This is a genomic window from Pseudomonas sp. GW821-FHT10B02 (assembly GCF_059415665.1).
Genome location: NZ_JBWKNR010000011.1, coordinates 29,574 through 52,320, shown reverse-complemented (window position 1 = coordinate 52,320; position 22,747 = coordinate 29,574). Strand labels below are relative to the sequence as shown.

Below are 22,747 nucleotides of genomic sequence, written 5' to 3'. Positions count from 1 at the left end.
ACATCACTTGTAGCGATGGATGTTCGACAGCTGCTTGTTCGGCTGTGGGTTGCGGCGATAGATCAGCGCCTTTTTGCCGATGGTCTGTACCAGCTCGGCGCGACCGGCTTTGCACAGTGCGGCGATTGCGGCGGCACGTTCTTCCCGATCTTCCGAACGAATCTCGACCTTGATCAGTTCGTGATCGGCCAGAGCGCGTTCGAGTTCGGCGATAACGCCCTCAGTCAGCCCGTTGCCTGCCACAATCAGAACTGGTTTCAGATCGTGGCCAATGGATTTGTACTGTTTCTTCTGCTCGTTATTGAGCGGCATAATCTGACCCTTGTGTCTGATTCTGTAAAAATGGCGGCCATTTTACCCGAGGGCCCGTGGATCCGCCCAGTTAATCACGACCCTAATCATCGAGGTGCCCAGTGGCGCGTTCCAAGACAAGCCTTGGCTGGCTGAAAGAACACTTCAACGATCCTTATGTCAAAAAGGCGCAAAAGGATGGTTATCGCTCGCGAGCGAGCTACAAATTGCTGGAAATTCAGGAAAAGTACCGAATTATTCGCCCTGGTATGAGCGTAGTCGATCTCGGCGCGGCGCCGGGTGGCTGGTCGCAGGTGACCAGTCGTCTGATCGGCGGTCAGGGTCGTCTGATCGCTTCGGACATTCTGGAGATGGACAGTATTCCGGACGTTACCTTCGTCCAGGGCGACTTCACCCAGGACGAAGTGCTGGAGCAGATCCTTGCGGCGGTCGGTAATTCACACGTAGACCTTGTGATTTCCGATATGGCCCCCAATATGAGTGGTACGCCTGCTGTGGATATCCCCAAGTCCATGTTCCTGTGTGAACTGGCCCTTGATCTGGCGACCCGGGTACTCAAGCCGGGTGGGGATTTCCTGATCAAGATTTTCCAGGGCGAAGGCTTTGACGTATATCTGAAGGACGCTCGTCAGAAATTCGACAAGGTTCAGATGATCAAGCCTGACTCTTCGCGGGATCGCTCCCGCGAGCAGTACTTGCTGGCGAGGGGTTATCGCGGCGAGTAAGGCTTCAGGCCGGTGACTTTCAGGGCGCCCGATAGTTATTTCCAATCGGCTGTCCTGCCTTACCTGGATGAACATCGTGTAGTCTAGGTTTCACAAAGGGTTACAGACGGCGCCTGCAGATGTGTAGGTTATGTAGTAAGTTAGGCCGGTGAATATCATGCGAGGCACGGCTGCGCCGTCAGCCGGCTTCAGAGGGTAGCTAATTGAACGATATGGCAAAGAACTTGATCCTGTGGTTGATCATCGCGGCTGTCCTGGTGACAGTGATGAACAACTTCTCCAGCCCGAATGAGCCACAGACCCTCAACTATTCCGACTTCATTCAGCAGGTCAAGGATGGCAAGGTCGAGCGCGTAGCGGTCGATGGCTATGTCATCACCGGCAAGCGTACTGATGGCGACAGCTTCAAGACCATCCGTCCGGCCATCCAGGACAACGGCCTGATCGGTGATCTGGTCGACAACCACGTCGTGGTCGAGGGCAAGCAGCCTGAGCAACAGTCCATCTGGACCCAACTGCTGGTCGCCAGCTTCCCGATCCTGGTCATCATTGCCGTATTCATGTTCTTCATGCGCCAGATGCAGGGTGGTGCCGGCGGCAAGGGCGGGCCGATGAGCTTCGGCAAGAGCAAGGCGCGTCTGCTATCCGAAGACCAGGTCAAGACTACTCTGGCCGATGTCGCAGGTTGCGACGAAGCCAAGGAAGAGGTTGGCGAACTGGTAGAGTTCCTGCGCGATCCAGGCAAGTTCCAGCGCCTGGGTGGTCGCATTCCCCGTGGCGTGCTGATGGTCGGCCCGCCGGGTACCGGTAAAACCTTGCTGGCCAAGGCGATTGCCGGTGAAGCCAAGGTTCCGTTCTTCACCATCTCCGGTTCCGACTTCGTCGAAATGTTCGTCGGTGTCGGCGCCAGCCGTGTTCGCGACATGTTCGAACAGGCCAAGAAACACGCACCGTGCATCATCTTCATCGACGAAATCGACGCCGTCGGTCGCCATCGTGGCGCCGGCATGGGTGGCGGTCACGACGAGCGCGAGCAGACCCTCAACCAGTTGCTGGTGGAGATGGATGGTTTCGAGATGAATGACGGCATCATCGTCATTGCCGCGACCAACCGTCCTGATGTGCTCGACCCGGCGCTGCTGCGTCCTGGTCGCTTCGACCGCCAGGTCGTGGTCGGCTTGCCGGACATTCGCGGTCGTGAGCAGATCCTCAAGGTACACATGCGCAAAGTGCCGGTCGGCGACAACGTCAACCCGGCAGTCATCGCCCGTGGTACCCCTGGTTTCTCCGGTGCCGACCTTGCCAACCTGGTCAATGAAGCCTCGCTGTTTGCTGCCCGTGGCGGTAAGCGCGTCGTCGAGATGAAAGAGTTCGAGCTGGCCAAAGACAAGATCATGATGGGCGCCGAGCGCAAAACCATGGTCATGTCCGAGAAAGAGAAGCGCAATACGGCTTATCACGAAGCGGGTCATGCCATCGTTGGTCGCGTCGTGCCTGAGCATGATCCGGTCTACAAAGTGTCGATCATTCCACGTGGTCGCGCCCTGGGTGTCACCATGTTCCTTCCTGAGGAAGACCGTTACAGCCTGTCCAAGCGTGCGCTGATCAGCCAGATCTGCTCGCTGTACGGCGGCCGTATCGCCGAGGAAATGACCCTTGGTTTCGACGGTGTGACTACCGGTGCTTCCAACGACATCATGCGTGCGAGCCAGATTGCCCGGAACATGGTCACCAAGTGGGGCCTGTCGGAAAAACTCGGGCCGCTGATGTATGCCGAAGAAGAAGGTGAAGTCTTCCTGGGTCGCAGCGCCGGCTCCCAGCATGCCAGCGTCTCGGGCGAAACGGCCAAGCTGATCGACTCCGAGGTGCGCAGCATCATCGATCAGTGCTATGCCACCGCCAAGCAGATCCTTACGGATAACCGCGACAAGCTCGACGCCATGGCTGATGCATTGATGAAGTACGAGACCATCGATGCCGAGCAGATCGACGACATCATGGCTGGCCGTACTCCGCGCGAGCCGCGTGACTGGGAGGATGGCTCGGGTACGCCTGCACAGCAGAGTGATCGCCCGGAATCGCCGATTGGCGGCCCGGCGGCGCAAATCTAAGGGCTTTTATGACGTCAAAGCAGTACCCAACCCGGTTGCCTTGCGGCAACCGGGTTCTTGATTTGTCCCGTACCCATGTCATGGGTATCCTCAATATCACCCCCGATTCCTTCTCCGATGGCGGTCGTTTCACCCAGCGTGATGCGGCATTGCGTCATGCCGAGGCGATGGTGGCTGCCGGTGCGACCCTGGTCGATGTCGGTGGCGAGTCCACTCGTCCTGGTGCTCGAGTGGTGTCTGCGCTTGAAGAGCTGGAGCGCGTTGCCCCGATCGTCGAAGCCATCAATCGTGAGCTCGATGTGATCATCTCGGTTGATACCTCGACGCCAGCGGTGATCCGCGAGTCAGCCAGGCTCGGTGCCGGGCTGATCAATGATGTGCGTTCACTCAGTCGTGACGGTGCCCTGGATGCTGCTGCAGCTACCGGTTTGCCAGTGTGCCTGATGCATATGCGCGGCGAGCCGGGCGACATGCAGGACAATCCGCATTACCAGGATGTCACTGCCGAGGTTGCGAGCTATCTTGAAGAGCGAATGGCGGCTTGCGCGGCCGTCGGTATCGAGGCCGAGCGGATCATTCTTGATCCGGGTTTCGGCTTTGCCAAGAAGCTGGAGCACAACCTTAGCCTGTTCAAGCACATGGAAGCGCTTTATCAGCTGGGGCGTCCCTTGCTGGTGGGCGTTTCGCGCAAGAGCATGATCGGCCTGGCCCTTGGTCGTCCGGTCGGAGAACGGCTCTATGGCAGCCTTGCCCTGGCTGCACTGGCGATGACCAAGGGTGCGAGCATCCTGCGTGTTCACGATGTCGCCGAAACCGCCGATGTAGTGCGGATGATTGCAGCGGTTCAAACCGCCGAATAAGCGTGATGGAGCATCTATGAGCAGAAAATATTTTGGTACCGACGGTATCCGTGGCCGTGTCGGTGAATACCCCATCACCCCTGACTTCATGCTCAAGCTCGGCTGGGCCGCGGGTATGGCCTTTCGCAAGATGGGCGCTTGCCGGGTGCTGGTGGGCAAGGATACCCGCATTTCCGGGTACATGTTCGAATCGGCCCTGGAAGCTGGTTTGTCCGCCGCCGGTGCTGATGTGATGTTGCTCGGGCCGATGCCGACCCCGGCCATCGCCTACCTGACCCGGACCTTCCATGCCGAGGCGGGTATCGTTATCAGCGCCTCGCATAATCCACATGATGACAACGGTATCAAGTTCTTCTCCGGCCAGGGCACCAAGCTGCCTGACGAAGTCGAGCTGATGATCGAAGAGTTGCTCGATCAGCCAATGACCGTGGTCGAGTCGAGCAAGCTGGGCAAGGTGTCGAGAATCAACGACGCTGCCGGGCGCTATATCGAGTTCTGCAAAAGCAGCGTGCCGACCAGCACCGATTTTGCCGGCCTCAAGCTGGTGGTCGATTGCGCTCACGGCGCTACCTACAAGGTCGCGCCAAGCGTGTTTCGCGAGCTGGGTGCTGATGTCACGGTGCTTTCGGCACAGCCAGACGGCCTGAATATCAACGAAAACTGTGGTTCGACCCATATCGAATCGCTGCAAGCGGCGGTTCTGGTTGGTCATGCTGACCTGGGTATTGCCTTCGATGGCGATGGCGACCGGGTGTTGATGGTCGACCATACCGGTGCAGTCGTCGATGGTGATGAATTGCTGTTCATCATTGCCCGTGACCTGCAGGAGCGCGGCAAGCTGCAGGGTGGGGTGGTTGGTACGCTGATGAGCAATCTGGGCCTGGAGCTGGCGCTCAAGGACCTCGATATCCCCTTTGTGCGCGCCAAGGTCGGCGACCGCTATGTGATGGCCGAGTTGCTAGAGCGCGAATGGATCATTGGCGGCGAGAACTCCGGGCATGTGGTGTGTTTCAATCACACCACCACGGGGGATGCGATTATCGCTGCGTTGCAGGTGCTGATGGCCCTCAAGCGTCGCGACGAGACCCTTGCCCAGGCCCGTCAGGCCCTGCGCAAGTGCCCGCAGGTGCTGATCAATGTTCGCTTCGGTACCAGCAAGGTCGACCCGCTGGAGCATCCGGCGGTGAAGGAGGCTTCTGCCCGGGTAACCGAGGAAATGGCCGGGCGTGGTCGCGTGTTGCTGCGCAAGTCCGGAACAGAGCCTTTGGTGCGGGTAATGGTCGAAGGCGATGACGAAAGCCAGGTTCGCGCACACGCCGAAACCCTGGCAAAACTGGTAAGTGAAGTTTGCGTTTGAAATACGCTTGCCAGCAGTGATTTGGTTGGGTAACATCTGCGCCCACTTTGACCGACGAGGTACAGCATGCGTCGCCCTATGGTAGCTGGTAACTGGAAGATGCACGGTACCCGCGCCAGCGTCGCTGAGCTGATCAAGGGCTTGAGTAATCAGGCCTTGCCGAGCGGTGTTGAGGTCGCGGTGTTTCCTTCCTCGCTGTACATCAATCAGGTGATTGATGGATTGCAGGGTAAGTCGATCGCCGTTGGCGCTCAGAATTCTGCGGTACAGCCTGAACAAGGCGCGCTGACCGGTGAAATTGCACCGAGCCAGCTGGCTGAGACAGGTTGCGAGCTGGTACTGATTGGGCACTCCGAGCGCCGCCAGATCATTGGCGAGAACGACGAAGTCCTCAATCGCAAGTTCGCTGCGGCACAGGCTTGCGGTTTGAAGCCGGTGCTCTGTGTAGGGGAAACCCTCGAAGAGCGCGAAGCAGGTAAAACGCTTGAGATTGTCGGGCGTCAGCTGGACAGCGTCATCGAAGCGTTCGGTGTTGATGTCTTCGCCAGTGCGGTGATTGCTTATGAGCCTGTATGGGCCATCGGTACAGGGCTGACAGCCTCGCCACAGCAGGCTCAGGATGTGCATAAGGCCATTCGTGAGCAGCTGGCGGCAAAGAACCCGGAAGTCGCGAAGAATGTGCGGCTTCTATACGGCGGCAGCGTGAAGGCGGCCAATGCGGCTGAACTGTTCGGCATGCCGGATATCGATGGGGGCCTGATTGGTGGGGCTTCTCTGAACGCAGACGAATTCGGTGCAATTTGTCGCGCCGCAGGAAACTGAAAAATGCTGGAAACAGTGATCGTTGTTTTGCATCTGATGGGCGCACTGGGTTTGGTAGTGCTGGTGTTGCTGCAACAGGGTAAAGGTGCGGAAGCGGGTGCATCTTTCGGCGCAGGTGCTTCAAATACTGTGTTCGGAAGCCAAGGTTCTGCTACCTTTCTGAGTAAGTTTACTGCTATACTAGCTGCCTCTTTCTTCTTAACTGCTCTTGGGTTAGGATACTTTGCTAAAGAGAAAGCTCATGAGCTGACTCAGGTAGGGTTGCCAGATCCAGCGGTACTTGAAGTGAAGCAGCAAAAACCGGCAACAGATGATGTACCGGTGCTCCAGGAGCAGAAGAACGAAGCCACTAACACTGGCGATGTTCCTCCCGCTCAAGAGCAGAAGTAACGGGTTTCAAAGTAGTATTGCCGAGGTGGTGGAATTGGTAGACACGCAACCTTGAGGTGGTTGTGCCCATAGGGTGTAGGGGTTCGAGTCCCCTTCTCGGTACCAATTGAAACAAGACAGCCCGCTACAGCGGGCTTTCTTGTAGGTGGAGGTTAGATTGACCCTAACAGGGTTCGGTCGTATACTTTCGCCCCAGCTTTGTCGCGGGGTGGAGCAGTCTGGTAGCTCGTCGGGCTCATAACCCGAAGGTCGTTGGTTCAAATCCAGCCCCCGCAACCAGTTTCAGCGGAGCCCCTTTTGCAGGGGCTTTTTCTTGGCTGAACAGTCATAACGCCGGTATTCAACGGCGTATCAGGGATGGGCGCTTTGCCCATTTTTTATTTGCATAGCATGCACGAGGGGGTTCAGGTGTCGAGCAAGCTAGAACAGTTGCAGGCCTTGTTGGCCCCGGTGGTCGAGGCTCTTGGCTATCAATGCTGGGGGATCGAATTCATCTCTCAAGGCAAACATTCGGTCCTGCGTATCTATATCGATAAAGAGGAAGGCATTCTGGTTGATGACTGCGCAATCGTCAGTCACCAGGCCAGTGCAATTCTGGATGTCGAAGATCCGATCAGTTCCGAATACACCCTTGAAGTGTCCTCTCCTGGCATGGATCGCCCGCTGTTCACTTTGGAACAGTTTGCTTCGCATGCCGGCGAACAAGTGAAGATCAAGCTGCGTACGCCCTTTGAAGGTCGTCGTAACTTTCAGGGCCTTCTCCGTGGCGTGGAGGAGCAGGACGTGGTTGTCCAGGTAGACAACCAAGAGTTCCTGTTGCCGATCGATTCGATCGACAAGGCCAACATTATTCCCAGTTTTGACTGAGACGTGCCGGATCCCGCGGACCGCGCGGATCCAATGGCTTGCGAAAGGCGAGGCGTACGATGAGCAAAGAAGTACTGCTGGTTGTTGAGTCGGTATCCAACGAAAAGGGCGTACCGGCCGGCGTAATTTTTGAAGCGCTGGAAGTGGCTCTGGCCACTGCAACCAAAAAACGTTTTGACGACGAAGTTGACCTGCGTGTGGAAATCAATCGCCACACCGGTAGCTACGAAACCTTCCGTCGCTGGACTGTCGTCGAAGAGAAAGATCTGGACGATCCGGCGATCGAAGTGTGGCCGGCGAAGATTCAGGAGACTCATCCTGAAGCCAAAGTCGGTGACGTGATCGAAGAAAAGATCGAGTCGATCGAGTTCGGCCGTATTGCCGCCCAGACCGCCAAGCAAGTCATCGTCCAGAAGGTCCGTGAAGCCGAGCGCGCTCAGGTGGTAGATGCTTACCGCGAGCGTCTGGGCGAGATCATCTCCGGTACCGTCAAGAAGGTCACCCGTGACAATGTCATCGTTGACCTGGGCAACAACGCCGAAGCGTTGCTGGCCCGTGAAGACATCATCTCTCGCGAGACTTTCCGTGTCGGTGTGCGCCTGCGCGCCCTGCTCAAGGAAATCCGCACCGAGAACCGCGGCCCGCAGTTGATCCTGTCGCGTACCGCGCCACAGATGCTGATCGAACTGTTCCGCATCGAAGTGCCGGAAATCGCCGAGGGCCTGATCGAAGTCATGGCCGCGTCCCGTGATCCGGGTTCGCGCGCCAAAATCGCCGTACGCTCCAAGGACAAGCGCATTGACCCGCAAGGTGCCTGTATCGGCATGCGCGGTTCGCGTGTCCAGGCTGTGTCCGGTGAACTGGGCGGCGAACGTGTGGATATCGTCCTCTGGGACGACAACCCTGCACAGTTCGTCATCAACGCAATGTCGCCGGCTGAAGTCGCGGCGATCATCGTCGATGAAGATGCCCACGCCATGGATATCGCCGTGGGTGCCGACAACCTGGCCCAGGCAATTGGCCGTGGTGGCCAGAACGTGCGTCTTGCCAGCCAGTTGACCGGCTGGACCCTGAACGTGATGACCGAATCGGACATCCAGGCCAAGCAGCAAGCTGAAACCGGTGACATCCTGCGCAACTTCATCGACGAGCTGGAAGTCGACGAAGAGCTGGCACAGGTGCTGGTCGATGAAGGCTTCACCAGCCTGGAAGAGATTGCCTACGTACCGTTGGAAGAAATGCTCAACATCGACGGCTTTGACGAAGACATCGTCAATGAGCTTCGTGCTCGCGCCAAGGATCGTTTGTTGACCAAAGCCATCGCTACTGAGGAAAAGCTGGCAGACGCCCATCCGGCCGAAGACCTGCTCTCGCTTGAGGGTATGGACAAGGATTTGGCGATGGAACTGGCGGTGCGCGGCGTAGTTACCCGCGAAGACCTGGCCGAGCAGTCGATTGACGACCTGCTCGACATCGACGGCATCGACCAAGAGCGTGCCGGCAAGTTGATCATGGCCGCCCGAGCCCACTGGTTCGAGTAATTAGGCGCGGCCTGAGGAGAGAAGTGCATGACGCAAGTCACGGTGAAAGAATTGGCCCAAGAGGTCGCTGCACCGGTAGAGCGCCTGCTGCAGCAGATGCGTGAGGCAGGTCTGCCGCACACCGACGCCGGTCAGGTAGTGACCGACAATGAGAAGCAGGCTCTGCTGGCTCATTTGAAGAGCAGCCACAAGGCGAAGGTGGAAGAGCCGCGCAAGATCACCTTGCAGCGCAAGACCACCAGCACCCTGCGTGTTGCCGGTAGCAAGAGCATCAGCGTAGAAGTACGCAAGAAGAAAGTATTCGTTCAGCGCAGCCCGGAAGAAATCCAGGCCGAGCAGAAGCGCGAGCTGGAAGAGCGCCGTGCAGCCGAAAACGCTGCCCGTGAGAAGGCCGACGCCGAAGCACGTCAGCGTGCCGAGGAAGAAAACCGTCGCCAGCCAGCTGCAGCACCTGCTGCCGCCGCCGCTGCCCCGGTTGCCCCGGCTCCGGCCCCGGTGATCGAGACTGCCGACGTCGCTCCGGCACCGGTTGCCGAGCGCAAGAAAGACGACGTGCGTCGCAACGACAAGTCGCGTGACGACGATCGTCGTGGTGGCGAGCGCCGTAACGAAGCGCCACGCGTTTCGGTCAAGGTCAAGGAAAAGGAAAAGGCGCCAACGCCGCGTGCCGCTCCGCGTACCACCGACGAAGAAAGCGATGGCTTCCGTCGTGGTGGCCGTGGCAAGGGCAAGCCGAAGAAGCGCAATGCCCATGGTTTCCAGAGCCCGACCGGTCCGGTTATCCGTGACGTGCAGATCGGCGAGACCATCACTGTTTCCGATCTGGCCAACCAGATGTCCGTCAAGGGCGCTGAAGTGGTCAAGTTCATGTTCAAGCTGGGCACTCCGGTGACCATCAACCAGGTGCTCGACCAGGAGACCGCTCAGCTGGTCGCCGAAGAGCTGGGCCACAAGGTCACCCTGATCAGCGACACTGCCCTGGAAGACTCCCTGGCCGAATCGCTGAAGTTTGAAGGTGAGACCGAGACCCGTGCGCCGGTCGTGACCGTAATGGGCCACGTTGACCACGGTAAGACCTCGCTGCTCGACTACATCCGTCGTGCCAAGGTAGCTGCTGGCGAAGCCGGTGGTATTACCCAGCACATCGGTGCCTACCACGTGGAAACCGACCGCGGCATGGTCACCTTCCTCGATACCCCTGGTCACGCCGCGTTTACCGCCATGCGTGCCCGTGGTGCCAAGGCTACTGACATCGTGATCCTGGTGGTCGCGGCGGACGACGGTGTGATGCCGCAAACCCGTGAAGCCGTTCAGCATGCCAAGGCTGCTGGCGTTCCACTGGTTGTTGCAGTGAACAAGATCGACAAGCCGGGTGCCGACCTCGATCGCATCCGTAACGAGCTGTCCGTCGAAGGCGTTACCTCCGAGGACTGGGGTGGAGACACGCCGTTCGTCAAGGTTTCCGCGAAGATGGGTACCGGTGTCGACGAACTGCTCGAAGCCGTTCTGCTGCAAGCCGAGATCCTCGAGCTCAAGGCCACGCCATCGGCCCCGGGTCGTGGTGTCGTCGTCGAGTCGCGTCTGGACAAGGGTCGCGGCCCGGTGGCTACCGTGCTGGTTCAGGACGGTACCCTGCGTCAGGGCGATATGGTCCTGTGCGGTTCGAACTATGGCCGTGTACGGGCCATGCTCGACGAAAACGGCAAGCCTGTTAAGGAAGCCGGCCCGGCAATCCCGGTCGAGATCCTCGGCCTGGACGGCACCCCGGATGCGGGTGACGAGCTGTCGGTAGTGGCTGACGAGAAGAAAGCCCGTGAAGTCGCGCTGTTCCGTCAAGGCAAGTTCCGCGAAGTCAAACTGGCTCGCGCACATGCCGGCAAACTCGAAAACATCTTCGAGAACATGGGCCAGGAAGAGAAGAAGACCCTCAACATCGTACTCAAGTCCGATGTACGTGGTTCTCTCGAGGCCCTGCAGGGCTCCCTGAGCGGTCTGGGCAACGACGAAGTACAGGTTCGTGTGATCGGTGGCGGTGTCGGTGGTATCACCGAGAGCGACGCCAACCTGGCCCTGGCTTCCAATGCAGTACTGTTCGGCTTCAACGTGCGTGCCGATGCCGGCGCGCGCAAGATCGTCGAGCAGGAAGGTCTGGATATGCGTTACTACAACGTGATCTACGACATCATTGAAGACGTCAAGAAAGCCCTGACCGGTATGCTCGGCAGCGATGTTCGCGAGAACATCCTGGGTATCGCCGAAGTGCGTGATGTGTTCCGTTCGCCGAAGTTCGGCGCCATCGCTGGCTGCATGGTCACCGAGGGTGTGGTCTACCGCAACCGTCCGATCCGCGTACTGCGCGACGACGTGGTGATCTTCGAAGGCGAGCTGGAATCGCTGCGTCGCTTCAAGGACGATGCGTCCGAAGTGCGTGCCGGCATGGAATGCGGTATCGGCGTGAAGAGCTACAACGACGTCAAAGTCGGCGACAAGATCGAAGTCTTCGAGAAAGTCCAAGTGGCTCGTACGCTCTAAGCATCGAGCATGGGAAGCGCGAAATGCCCGTCGCAAGGCGGTTGTCAGCGCCTCTGAACGCAACGCCCGGTCAGGCTCAAGCCTGGTCGGGCGTTTGCCGCTTTAGTTACAGGTAGCAAAAATGGCCAAAGAATATAGCCGTACCCAACGCATTGGCGATCAGATGCAGCGTGAACTCGCGCAACTGATTCGTCGCGAAGTCAAAGATCCACGCGTGGGTCTTGTGACCATCACTGCCGTCGACGTCAGCCGCGATGTCGGCCACGCCAAGGTGTATATCACCGTGATGGGCCAGGACAGCGCTGAAGACATCAAGCAAAGCCTTAAAGTGCTCAATTCCGCCGCAGGCTTCCTGCGCATGCAATTGGGCAAGGAAATGAAACTGCGCAGTGTGCCGCAGCTGCATTTCCACTACGACGAGAGCGTGACGCGTGGTGCCCACCTGTCGGCGCTGATCGAGCGTGCTGTTGCCGAAGACAGTCAGCACCAGGCCGCCGATACCCCGGACACCAAGGAGTAAGCGGTGGCCCAGGTCAAACGTATTCGTCGTAACGTCAGTGGCATCATCCTGCTCGACAAGCCGTTGGGGTTTACCTCCAACGCTGCGCTGCAGAAGGTCCGCTGGCTGCTCAATGCCGAGAAGGCCGGTCACACCGGCAGTCTCGACCCGCTGGCCAGTGGCGTGCTGCCGCTGTGCTTCGGTGAAGCCACCAAGTTTTCCCAGTACCTGCTCGATTCCGATAAAGGTTACGAGACGGTCATGCAACTGGGGCAGACCACCACCACCGGCGATGCCGAGGGTGAAGTGCTGAAAACCCGCGAAGTGACCGTTGGTCGCGCCGATGTTGAAGCCGTTCTGCCACAATTTCGTGGTGAAATCAGTCAGATACCGCCGATGTACTCGGCCCTCAAGCGCGACGGACAGCCGTTGTACAAGCTCGCCCGTGCAGGTGAAGTAGTGGAGCGCGAGGCGCGTTCTGTTACTATTAACCGCTTGGAGTTGCTCGAGTGCGAAGGCACCCGCGTTCGACTGTCGGTCGGCTGCAGCAAAGGCACCTACATCCGCACCCTGGTCGAAGATATCGGCGAGATGCTCGGTTGTGGCGCCTATGTCGCCGAACTGCGTCGCACGCACGCCGGGCCATTCGAACTGGCGCAGACCGTGACCCTCGAAGAACTCGAAGCGGTTCACGCCGAAGGTGGCAACGAAGCGGTCGATCGCTTCCTGATGCCTTCGGACAGCGGCCTGCAAGACTGGCCTCTGCTGCAGTTTTCCGAGCACAGCGCTTTTTACTGGCTGCACGGTCAGCCGGTCAGAGCCCCCGACGCGCCGAAGTTCGGCATGGTCCGGGTACAGGATCACAACGGTCGTTTCATCGGTATCGGTGAAGTGAGCGAAGACGGGCGCATCGCGCCGCGTCGACTGATTCGGTCAGAATGATCGAAACCTTCAGTGTCGGGCCCCGGCCTGGCACTGGTGGCAAAGAGGATGGCTGTCAATAGGCACGGTTACGCCTCACTTTATGAATACAGGGATTTGTCCCTGGCCTATTGGAAACCGTTTGTTCGGTTTCCCTTGATTTGGAGAAGCCAGATGGCACTCAGCGTTGAAGAAAAAGCAAAGATCGTTGGCGAATACCAGCAAGCCGCCGGTGACACCGGTAGCCCAGAAGTGCAAGTTGCACTGCTGACCGCCAACATCAACAAGCTGCAAGGCCACTTCAAGGCCAACGGCAAAGACCACCACTCCCGTCGTGGTCTGATCCGCATGGTTAACCAGCGTCGTAAGCTGCTGGACTACCTGAAGGGCAAAGACACCACTCGTTACAGCGCCCTGATCGGTCGCCTGGGTCTGCGTCGCTAATAGCGGCCTGGCCAGTGGTGTGCACGGCGTGCTGCATTCTTCGCTGCCGATGCCTGGCATCGGCAGCGAAGAGCACGCTGCGCGTATCTATGAGGTTGGCTGTCTGTCTCGCCTGAGCGGTTTTCCGCAAGGGCAGGGCAGGCTCCCAACCTCTAGTTTTATCTGGACTGCCGACAGGGCCGATTCCCTGTGCTGCCCAAGAATTCGCAAGAACCAGTTCCCCCAGAGCCACTGAAGAAGGTAGGAAACCGTGAACCCGGTAATCAAGAAATTCCAGTTCGGTCAATCGACCGTTACCCTCGAGACGGGCCGTATTGCTCGTCAAGCGTCCGGCGCCGTATTGGTCACCGTCGACAACGATGTCACCGTACTGGTGACCGTGGTCGGTGCCAAACAGGCCGATCCAGGCAAAGGCTTCTTCCCCCTGTCCGTTCACTATCAGGAAAAGACCTACGCCGCCGGCAAGATCCCTGGTGGTTTCTTCAAGCGTGAAGGCCGTCCTTCCGAGAAAGAAACCCTGACCTCGCGTCTGATCGACCGTCCGATCCGTCCGCTGTTCCCAGAAGGCTTCATGAACGAAGTGCAGGTTGTCTGCACCGTCGTTTCCACCAGCAAGAAGACCGATCCGGACATCGCTGCGATGATCGGTACCTCGGCTGCCCTGGCAATCTCCGGTATTCCATTCGAAGGCCCGATCGGTGCCGCGCGCGTTGCTTTCCACGAAAGCACCGGCTACCTGCTGAACCCGACTTACGAGCAACTGGCTGCCTCTAGCCTGGACATGGTCGTTGCCGGTACTTCCGACGCCGTACTGATGGTTGAATCGGAAGCCAAAGAGCTGACCGAAGACCAGATGCTGGGCGCCGTACTGTTCGCCCACGACGAATTCCAGGCTGTTATCCAGGCTGTCAAAGAGCTGGCCGCCGAAGCTGCCAAGCCTACTTGGGACTGGACTGCCAAGGCTGAGAACACTTCCCTGCTGAGCGCCATTCGCGCTGAACTGGGCGAAGCGGTTTCCCAGGCTTATACCATCACCGTCAAGGCTGACCGTTACGCTCGCCTGGGTGAACTGCGCGATCAGGCGATTGCCAAGTTCTCCGGTGAAGAAGGCCAGCCATCGGCCGGCGAAGTCAAAGAGATCTTCGGTGAAATCGAATACCGCACCGTTCGCGAAAACATCGTTAACGGCAAGCCACGTATCGACGGCCGCGACACCAAGACTGTTCGTCCGCTGAACATCGAAGTCGGCGTTCTGCCGAAGACTCACGGTTCGGCGCTGTTCACCCGTGGCGAAACCCAGGCCCTGGTCGTTGCGACCCTGGGTACTGCGCGTGACGCCCAGCTGCTGGACACCCTCGAAGGCGAGAAGAAAGACCCCTTCATGCTGCACTACAACTTCCCGCCGTTCTCGGTAGGCGAGTGTGGTCGCATGGGCGGTGCTGGTCGTCGTGAAATCGGTCACGGCCGTCTGGCCCGTCGTTCGGTCCAGGCCATGCTGCCTGCCGCTGACGTGTTCCCGTACACCATCCGCGTGGTATCGGAAATCACCGAATCCAACGGCTCCAGCTCCATGGCTTCGGTCTGCGGTGCTTCCCTGGCTCTGATGGACGCCGGTGTGCCGATGAAGGCTCCGGTTGCCGGTATCGCCATGGGTCTGGTTAAAGAAGGCGAGAAGTTCGCTGTTCTGACCGACATCCTCGGTGACGAAGACCACCTGGGCGACATGGACTTCAAAGTAGCCGGTACCGCCAAAGGTGTTACCGCGCTGCAGATGGACATCAAGATCAACGGCATCACCGAAGAGATCATGGAAATCGCCCTGGGTCAGGCCCTGGAAGCGCGCCTGAACATCCTCGGTCAGATGAACCAGATCATCGGTCAGTCGCGTAGCGAGCTGTCGGAAAATGCTCCGACCATGATCGCCATGAAGATCGACACCGACAAGATCCGTGACGTTATCGGCAAAGGCGGCGCGACCATTCGTGCCATCTGCGAAGAAACCAAGGCTTCGATCGATATCGAAGACGACGGCTCGATCAAGATCTTCGGTGAGACCAAAGACGCCGCTGAAGCTGCTCGTCAGCGCGTTCTGAGCATCACTGCAGAAGCTGAAATCGGCAAGATCTACGTCGGTAAGGTCGAGCGCATCGTTGACTTCGGTGCCTTCGTCAACATCCTGCCGGGCAAGGACGGTCTGGTTCACATCTCCATGCTGAGCGATGCTCGCGTCGAGAAAGTGACCGACATCCTCAAAGAAGGCCAGGAAGTTGAAGTACTGGTACTGGACGTGGACAACCGCGGTCGTATCAAGCTGTCGATCAAGGACGTTGCCGCTGCCAAGGCATCCGGCGTCTAAGAACGTAGCGTAAAGAAAAGGACCCTTCGGGGTCCTTTTTTTATGCCTGCGGCAATTGTCTTGCGGACTTGCATCTTGCATGCAGGATTCTGCCGAGGCTTGCAAATTGCACGATTGCGGTTTTTTCGTCTAACTCTAAACGCCTGATTTATAAGGAAATAATCAATTAGAAAAGCTGGCATAGACCCTGCAACGGTAGTCATACCCCTGCTGCCAGGACTTACGGCGCAGACTTTTCGAAAAACAGGAGTGTCTCGTATGAAGAAGTTCGCTATTGCTGCCGCTACTGCCACCGCCCTGACTCTGACCCTGGCTAACGCGGCATTTGCCCAACAGCCTGCCCAGGCTCCGCTGACTGTTGCTGCCGGTGAAATGGACAAGGCAACAGAAGCGACCAAAGACACCTGGATCACCACCAAGGTCAAATCCGACCTGATGACCGAGAAAGGTATTCCAGGCACAGACATCAAGGTAGAAACCAATAAAGGTGTGGTTTCCCTGTCTTCCGATACTGCGCTGACCAAGTCGCAGAAAGACACGGCGGTCATGATCACCAAGAAGATCGATGGCGTTAAGGCGGTTTCGGCTGATGGCCTGAAAACCGACTGACCTGCGTAAACAAAAGCCCCGGCACAGGTTGCCGGGGCTTTTTACTGGGCGAACGGCGGCGGGATCTAGCTGTTACTCAGCATCCAGATGCAGCGGCGTGATTACCCGCCCATCCGCTTCCGCCTGGCCGAGGCTGGCATCAATGAAGTACACCCGATCATCTTCCAGCTTGCCCTTGTCGACCAGGTAGTCCTTGATACTGCTGGCCCGGGCCTGACCCAGCTGGCGTAGCAGTAGAGGGCTCTCGCCCCAGGACTTGAGCACCGCATCGCGCAACTGAGTGGTGCGCTGCTCGCGGTCCAGCTGTTCCCAGTCGGCCGGTGGCTGCTGCTTCATGCGGGTGCGGTAGATCCCTTCAAGCATCGCCGGTTTGTCACCATCCGGGACCTTCAGGTCGGAAGCCTGGGCTGGCACCTTGTCACCGCGACGCTGGAGGATCTTGTAGTAGGTACTCTGGTACTCACGCTCCAGACGTTGCTGGGCAATCAACGGTCCATCGCTGCTTTGCGCGCTGGTACCTTCGATCTCCAGACGCAGGGCAGGGCGTTCCTTGAGCGCCGCCGCCAGCTTGTCGAGGGCGCTCTTGGCATCAGGTGCCAGATCGCTGGAACCGGCGGCAAAGGCGACGCTGCCCAGGTCCTGGGCATCGCCGCCGGTGATCAGGCCACCGATGAACTTGAATGGTGCCTGGGCGGCGCGCAGCACCAGGTTACGCAGGGTCTGCCAGACGATCGGCATGACGCTGAACTGCGGATCGTTCAGGTCGCCGGTCACCGGCAATTCGATGGAGATCTTGCCTTCGGTGTCCTTGAGCAAGGCCACTGCCAGGCGAATCGGCAGATCCACCGCATCCGGGCTTTCGACCTTCTCACCAAGCTGCAACTGCTCGACCACCACTTTGTTCTCGGCTTTGAGCTTGCCCTGGGTGATGACGTAGTGCAGGTCGATGTTCAGCCGGCCCTTGCGGATGCGAAAGCCAGCGAACTTGCCTGAGTAAGGCGTCAGGGTGGTCAGCTCGACGCGTTTGAAGCTGGTGGCAATGTCCAGGCTGGCCATCGGGTCGAAAGGGTTCAGCGCGCCCTTGATGGTCACGGGTGCGTAGCGATCGACCTTGCCCTTGATATCGACCTTGGCCGGCTTGGGCTGGCGGTTGTCGATGGTGCCAATCTGGCCGTTGAGTTGCTGGATGGCGGTGGCGAAGTTGGGGGTCAGGCTGAAGTCGGCAAAGTTCGCCGAGCCATCGTTGATGTCGATTGCACCGATGCGGATGCCCAACGGCTTGTCGCTGCTGGCCGGTGCCTTGGTTTTCGCCTGGGCACTGGTTGGCGCGGTGGCCGGCTGCGGGATCAGCAGGTCGTCGACGTTGGTGGTGCGGTCTTCGTTGATCATGAAGCGCGCATAAGGCTGCTTCAGGCTGACCTTGCCGATGCTCAATGCATCACCGTGACGGTACGACAGCCCGTCAAGGTTGAGCTGCTGCCATTTGACGAAGTCGCGATCCTTGATGGTGTCCAGGGTATGCAGCTGGTTGACTTGCGCCTTGCCGTCAATGCTGAAGGCCAGCGGATCAACGTTGCTGAGGTTGACGTTGAGGTCACTGCCAAGCATGCCGCTGCGCAGCTCCAGACGGATGTACGGCGTGATGTAGGCCTGGGCGATGCGCAAGTCGATGTCCTGGGTGCTGACCTTGAGCTTGGCGGTCACCGGCGCCAGGTTGACTTCACCGGCAGCCTGCAACTTGCCTTGCTTGCCCACGCCGGTATCGAGCTTGAGGGTGAAAGGCGACTGGTTGAGGCTGTCGAAGTTCTGCAGGTCGAGGTTCAACGGGCCCACGTCCAGCGCTACCGGCTGTTTTTGCGAACGATCGGCCAGGTGCACCTGGTAGTTGCGCAGTTGCACATCCTTGAGCAGCACCTGCCAGGGCTTGCCTGGCTCGGCAGGGGTCGCTTGCGCCTGGCTATCAGGCTCGGCTGCAGCAGGTTCGGCTTTCTCCTTCGGTGTGGCCTTGGCCGGCTGGCTGGCGAACAGCTTTTGCCAGTCGAGTTGGCCATCGGCTTCCAGCGCGGCCCAGGTTTCCAGCTTCTCGCTGCGGATCTTGCCTACGGTTACCAGTTGTTTGGCGAGGTCTACAGACGTTTCACTGACATCCAGGCGTGCCAGACGCGCCAGTGGGCGACCATCCGGCGCCTTGATGGCAAAGGGCGCGATGCTCACCGAGGTGTTGTCGAGCAGCAGCTCGGTTTCCTTGGACAGGTTCAGTTTGTAGTGGGTGTCGAGACTGATGACGCCTTCTTCCAGTACCAACGGCACGGCATCGCGGACATAGGGCCAGAAGGCTTTCATCTTGCCTTCAGTGATTTTCAGCGTGCCTTCGGAAGCGATGGGTATCAGGCTGAACGTTCCGCTCCAGTCGATGCGGCCGCCGTGCGGGCCGATCGCCACCAGGGTCATGTCGGAGCTGTCTTCAGGCAGGGTGCTGAGGTTCTTCAGTTCCAGGTTCATCGAATCGTAGAGGAACTCGATAGGTTCGCTGGGCCGCAAGTCCTCGAAGTGCAGGAGGCCTTCAACGAGCTTGATGCTGTCGATGCGCAGCGGGAACGGGTCGCTGGGGGGCGCTTCGGGTTTCGCTTCGCTGGGCGGAAGTTTGAACAGCTGTGCCAGGTTCAGTTTTCCATCCTTGGCGAACAGCAATTCGGTATGCGGCTTTTCCAGCTCGACGCCGGCCAGGTGCAGGGCACCGGTCCACAGGCTGTCGAGCTCAAGGTTGGCGTACAGGCGTTCAAAGCCGACCTGTTTCTTGTCCGGCTCGCCAATCTGCAGGCCCCAGAGAGTCAGCTCAAGACTGAAGGGGTTGAGCTCGATACGCTGCAAGTGCGCAGGCACCGTGGCGTAGTTGGCCAATTGCTGGTTGGCGATACGCAGGGCAACCCCTGGGAGAATCAGAAAGCCAAGCAGGCTGTACAGGGCCAAAGCGGCCAACATGGCGCCTAGGGCGCGTTTCAATCCTTTGGGCATGTGCGGCGTCGTCTGTCTGGAACGGGAGTGCTTGGAGTATGGCACGTAAAATCGGTTCCGAAGATAGCTCGGAAATTACCGGTTTTTTGTTTTAAAGCTGAAGAATCAAGGTCTTCAGCGGTGGTTGCTGGTCCTGCGACGGAAAGTCACTGGCCGGTTTAAGTACCTGGCAGTCGCGTACCGGGCGCCCGGCTTTCTCCGCGCAGCGCAGTACTTGTTCGCGCCAGTCGTCGAGGCTGACCTTGGCCAGGTTGTTACAGCAGATCAGTACGCCGTCTTCGGCGGTGCTGAGCAGGGCCGGCTTGAGCAGGCTCTGGTAGTCGCGCAGCAGATCGACGGTGCCGAAGGCGCTTTTGGCCCAGGCCGGCGGGTCGAGAAACACCAGATCGAACTGGCGCTGCTCCAGGCGCGGGTACGCTGGCAGCTTGTGACCGCGGCGCTGACTGATCGGCAAACCGGCGAACTGGCGGATCGCCGGAAAATAATCGGACTGGATGAAGCTCATCGGCACCAGCCCCGGGTTGAGTGCCGCGTTCTCCTTGCCCACTGCCAGGTTGCCTTCGGCGAAGTCCAGGTTGCACACCTCACGGGCGCCGCCTGCTGCAGCACTGAGACCGACACCGCAGGTATAGGCGAACAGGTTCAGCACACGCTTGCCGGCACTGTGTTGCTTGACCCAGCCGCGGGCGTTGCGCAGGTCGAGGAACAGCAGTGGGTCTTGACCGGCATGGCGGCCACGGACACGGTAGTTCAGCCCCCACTCATGCCCGACATGGTCGGCCAGGGCCGCTTCGCTGGCCTGGTAAACCGGGTCACGGCGGTCGATGCGGCTGTTGCCCTGGGAGCGGTCGTTGTAGACCAGCAGCAGCTCAAGGCCAAGCTGCGCCTCAATCATGGCGTGCAGTTCAAGCAAGGCGCTGCTCTCAAGCGTCTGATGGAAACTCTGCACCAGCAGTTGCGGGCCATAGCGGTCAACGGTCAGGCCGCTGGAGCCTTCCTGACTGCCATGGAACAGGCGGTAGCAGTCAGTGCCCTGGGCATGCAGTTCGGCGATTAGGCCCTGGCGGGCGTCGAGGGCGGCGCGCAGCGCCTGATTCAAGAGGGACATGCACGTGGCCTTGGTTTGCGGACGTGCAGTTTATCAGTTCAAGCCAGGGGAGGGGCCGTTGCAGCCCCTCCCGCTGTTATCAGCGTTCGATCGCCAGGGCTACACCCTGACCGCCGCCGATGCACAAGGTGGCCAGGCCTTTGCTGGCATCACGCTTGATCATTTCGTGCAACAGGGTTACCAGCACCCGGCAACCCGAAGCACCGATCGGGTGACCCAGGGCAATGGCGCCGCCGTTGACGTTGACCTTGCTGGCGTCCCAACCCAGCTCCTTGCCTACCGACAGGGCCTGGGCGGCAAAGGCCTCGTTGGCTTCGATCAGGTCGAGGTCGGCCAGATCCCAGCCAGCTTTTTCCAGGCAGCGGCGGGTGGCGCTGACCGGGCCAATGCCCATGATCGCAGGGTCGACACCGGCATTGGCGTAAGCCTTGATCCGCGCCAGGATCGGCAGGCCCAGTTGCTGGGCCTTGGCTGCACTCATCAGCATCACGGCGGCGGCACCGTCGTTGAGCGACGAAGCGTTACCGGCAGTGACAGTACCGTCTTTCTTGAAGGCCGGCTTGAGTTTGCCCAGCGATTCGGCAGTGGTGCCGGCACGTGGTTGTTCGTCAGTGGCGAAGGCAACCGGATCGCCCTTGCGCTGAGGAATCAGGATCGGGGTGATTTCGTCGACGAAGCGTCGGGCTTCGATGGCGGCAGCGGCTTTTTGCTGGGAGGCGGCGGCGAACGCATCCTGGTCTTCACGGCTGATGCCGTACTTTTCCACCAGGTTCTCGGCGGTGATGCCCATGTGGTAGTCGTTGAAGGCATCCCACAGACCGTCGCTGATCATGCTGTCGATCAGCGTGCTGTGGCCCATGCGCAAACCGGTACGGGCGCCGGGCATGACGTAGTTGGCCAGGCTCATGTTTTCCTGGCCGCCGGCGATGATCACTTCGGCGTCGCCGCAGCGGATGGCCTGGGTTGCCAGGTGCAGGGCCTTGAGGCCGGAGCCGCAGACTTTGTTCAGGGTCATGGCCGGTACCGCGTGAGGCAGGCCGGCCTTGATCGCGGCCTGGCGCGCAGGGTTTTGCCCGGCACCAGCGGTCAGCACCTGGCCAAGGATCACTTCATCGACCAGCTCGGCATCGATACCGGTCAGGGTCAGCAGTTGGCGAATCACCGCAGCGCCGAGGTCAACGGCGGGAATGGCGGCCAGCGCTCCTTGGTAGCTACCGACAGCGGTTCGGGTGGCGGCAACGATAACAACATCTTGCATGGCGCGGGTCCTCACTATTATTCGATTTGGCGTCAGAACAGCACAGGCCCCTGCGGGGCCTTGATCAACCGTCATGGTGGCATAGATGCTCGGGGAATCGCTAATGGCGAACCGCTCGGTCGCCTTCAGTGAATACCCATGCGCCGCCGCGCTCGATGCGCCGAGCCGTCACGCATGGCCCAGCGCAGCACCGGGGCCGTGCTGTTGATACCCAGGCGAATCAATCGCTGCTGCAAGGGATGCTGTTGCAGCTCCAGCATGTCACGGGCCCATTCTGGCAGCAGATCGATGCCGGCACGCAGCATCAGGCTGCCCACCGGCTTGGCCAGACGGCTGGGCGCGGGGGCATCGAGCAATACCTGCACCACTTCCTGGCTTCGTTCATCGGCGTACAACTGTGGACGCATGGCCTGCAGGTAATCCGTTACCTGTTGACGCGAGCGTGGTACATCCCGGGCCCCCAGGCGTTCGGCGATCAGGGCGATTTCGGCGTAGTAGGCATCCTGTTCGGCGTGGGGCAGGTTCGGATTGCGGTAACGCAGGTGGGCGGCAAGAAAGCTGCTGACCTCGGCCACATGCACCCAGGTCAACAGCACTGGGTCGCTGGCTGCATAGGGGCGCCCATCGGCAGCGCTACCGACGACTTGTAGATGGATGGTGCGGACTTTCTCGATCAGCCAGTTGGCATCGCCGGTGGCACCGAAGGTGGTGCCGGAGATGAACTGACTGGTGCGGCGCAGGCGTCCGAGCAGGTCCTGGCGAAAATTGGAGTGATCCCAGACCCCGGCCAGGGCCAGCGGATGCAGCAGTTGCAGGAGCAGAGCACTGATACCGCCCACCAGCATGCTCGGGAAGTCGCCGTGTACACGCCAGCTGATGCTGTCCGGGCCGAACAGGCCGGGGTCGCCCTTGGGGTTTTCCAGGTCAAGCTGCCCCAGGGACAAGCCAGTCAGGCTCATCACCTGGGTTTCGATACGGCGGCGAATCGCTTCCATGGTTACCTTGCGTGCGAGGCAGCCA

The 22,747-nt window shown here is 59.4% G+C and carries 19 protein-coding genes and 2 tRNA genes; 16 read left to right on the top strand and 5 right to left on the bottom strand.

What is annotated here, in order from left to right; translation table 11 throughout:
- Positions 1-3: 3 nt before the first annotated feature.
- Positions 4-312 carry a ribosome assembly RNA-binding protein YhbY gene (gene yhbY, locus AC07OF_RS17110; protein WP_038606752.1) on the bottom strand — a complete coding sequence of 103 codons (309 nt, stop codon included), beginning with the start codon at positions 310-312 and terminating at the stop codon, positions 4-6.
- Positions 313-413: 101 nt separating this feature from the next.
- Between yhbY and rlmE the strand changes: the two genes are divergently transcribed.
- The 16 genes from rlmE to AC07OF_RS17030 all read left to right on the top strand — a co-directional run bounded on the left by rlmE (position 414) and on the right by AC07OF_RS17030 (position 16,346).
- Positions 414-1,037, top strand: coding sequence for a 23S rRNA (uridine(2552)-2'-O)-methyltransferase RlmE (rlmE, locus tag AC07OF_RS17105; protein ID WP_038606755.1), 624 nt, complete (start codon positions 414-416; stop codon positions 1,035-1,037).
- Positions 1,038-1,249: 212 nt separating this feature from the next.
- On the top strand, positions 1,250-3,148 hold the full coding sequence (ftsH, locus tag AC07OF_RS17100; RefSeq protein WP_198325397.1) for an ATP-dependent zinc metalloprotease FtsH: 1,899 nt from the start codon (positions 1,250-1,252) through the stop codon (positions 3,146-3,148).
- 8 nt (positions 3,149-3,156) lie between these two features.
- Positions 3,157-4,008 (top strand): dihydropteroate synthase, encoded by an 852-nt coding sequence (gene folP / locus AC07OF_RS17095; RefSeq protein ID WP_495073264.1) that lies wholly within the window; start codon positions 3,157-3,159, stop codon positions 4,006-4,008.
- Positions 4,009-4,024: 16 nt separating this feature from the next.
- The gene (glmM, locus tag AC07OF_RS17090) at positions 4,025-5,365 is read left to right on the top strand and encodes a phosphoglucosamine mutase (RefSeq protein ID WP_157191091.1); all 1,341 of its coding nucleotides are present in this window, start codon (positions 4,025-4,027) and stop codon (positions 5,363-5,365) included.
- Positions 5,366-5,431: 66 nt separating this feature from the next.
- The gene (gene tpiA, locus AC07OF_RS17085; RefSeq protein WP_157191092.1) at positions 5,432-6,187 is read left to right on the top strand and encodes a triose-phosphate isomerase; all 756 of its coding nucleotides are present in this window, start codon (positions 5,432-5,434) and stop codon (positions 6,185-6,187) included.
- A 3-nt stretch (positions 6,188-6,190) separates the two neighbouring features.
- Positions 6,191-6,577, top strand: coding sequence for a preprotein translocase subunit SecG (gene secG, locus AC07OF_RS17080; RefSeq protein WP_157191093.1), 387 nt, complete (start codon positions 6,191-6,193; stop codon positions 6,575-6,577).
- A 19-nt stretch (positions 6,578-6,596) separates the two neighbouring features.
- Positions 6,597-6,682 (top strand) — tRNA-Leu (locus tag AC07OF_RS17075).
- A 97-nt stretch (positions 6,683-6,779) separates the two neighbouring features.
- Positions 6,780-6,856 (top strand) — tRNA-Met (locus AC07OF_RS17070).
- A gap of 129 nt (positions 6,857-6,985) precedes the next feature.
- Complete coding sequence (gene rimP / locus AC07OF_RS17065; protein WP_157194684.1) at positions 6,986-7,444, top strand: ribosome maturation factor RimP; 459 nt, start codon at positions 6,986-6,988, stop codon at positions 7,442-7,444.
- A gap of 59 nt (positions 7,445-7,503) precedes the next feature.
- A complete protein-coding gene (gene nusA / locus AC07OF_RS17060) occupies positions 7,504-8,985 on the top strand; it encodes a transcription termination factor NusA (RefSeq protein WP_038606771.1) in 1,482 nt (493 codons plus the stop codon).
- Between the two features lie 27 nt (positions 8,986-9,012).
- The gene (gene infB, locus AC07OF_RS17055; RefSeq protein WP_157191094.1) at positions 9,013-11,517 is read left to right on the top strand and encodes a translation initiation factor IF-2; all 2,505 of its coding nucleotides are present in this window, start codon (positions 9,013-9,015) and stop codon (positions 11,515-11,517) included.
- Positions 11,518-11,638: 121 nt separating this feature from the next.
- Positions 11,639-12,037 (top strand): 30S ribosome-binding factor RbfA, encoded by a 399-nt coding sequence (rbfA, locus tag AC07OF_RS17050; RefSeq protein ID WP_038606777.1) that lies wholly within the window; start codon positions 11,639-11,641, stop codon positions 12,035-12,037.
- A gap of 3 nt (positions 12,038-12,040) precedes the next feature.
- Positions 12,041-12,958, top strand: coding sequence for a tRNA pseudouridine(55) synthase TruB (gene truB, locus AC07OF_RS17045; protein ID WP_038606780.1), 918 nt, complete (start codon positions 12,041-12,043; stop codon positions 12,956-12,958).
- A gap of 153 nt (positions 12,959-13,111) precedes the next feature.
- Positions 13,112-13,381, top strand: a complete 270-nt coding sequence (gene rpsO, locus AC07OF_RS17040; RefSeq protein ID WP_010222985.1) for a 30S ribosomal protein S15 — start codon at positions 13,112-13,114, stop codon at positions 13,379-13,381.
- 250 nt (positions 13,382-13,631) lie between these two features.
- Positions 13,632-15,737, top strand: a complete 2,106-nt coding sequence (gene pnp, locus AC07OF_RS17035; RefSeq protein ID WP_038606784.1) for a polyribonucleotide nucleotidyltransferase — start codon at positions 13,632-13,634, stop codon at positions 15,735-15,737.
- A gap of 258 nt (positions 15,738-15,995) precedes the next feature.
- Positions 15,996-16,346 carry a BON domain-containing protein gene (locus tag AC07OF_RS17030; RefSeq protein WP_038606786.1) on the top strand — a complete coding sequence of 117 codons (351 nt, stop codon included), beginning with the start codon at positions 15,996-15,998 and terminating at the stop codon, positions 16,344-16,346.
- Between the two features lie 72 nt (positions 16,347-16,418).
- Here AC07OF_RS17030 and AC07OF_RS17025 read toward each other — a convergent pair whose 3' ends face one another.
- The 4 genes from AC07OF_RS17025 to AC07OF_RS17010 form a co-directional block, all read right to left on the bottom strand.
- On the bottom strand, positions 16,419-19,406 hold the full coding sequence (locus tag AC07OF_RS17025) for a DUF748 domain-containing protein (RefSeq protein WP_495073263.1): 2,988 nt from the start codon (positions 19,404-19,406) through the stop codon (positions 16,419-16,421).
- 46 nt (positions 19,407-19,452) lie between these two features.
- Positions 19,453-20,469 carry a class I SAM-dependent rRNA methyltransferase gene (locus AC07OF_RS17020; RefSeq protein ID WP_157191096.1) on the bottom strand — a complete coding sequence of 339 codons (1,017 nt, stop codon included), beginning with the start codon at positions 20,467-20,469 and terminating at the stop codon, positions 19,453-19,455.
- Positions 20,470-20,548: 79 nt separating this feature from the next.
- A complete protein-coding gene (locus AC07OF_RS17015) occupies positions 20,549-21,727 on the bottom strand; it encodes an acetyl-CoA C-acetyltransferase (protein WP_038606794.1) in 1,179 nt (392 codons plus the stop codon).
- 125 nt (positions 21,728-21,852) lie between these two features.
- A complete protein-coding gene (locus AC07OF_RS17010; protein ID WP_495073262.1) occupies positions 21,853-22,722 on the bottom strand; it encodes an oxygenase MpaB family protein in 870 nt (289 codons plus the stop codon).
- Positions 22,723-22,747: the final 25 nt, after the last annotated feature.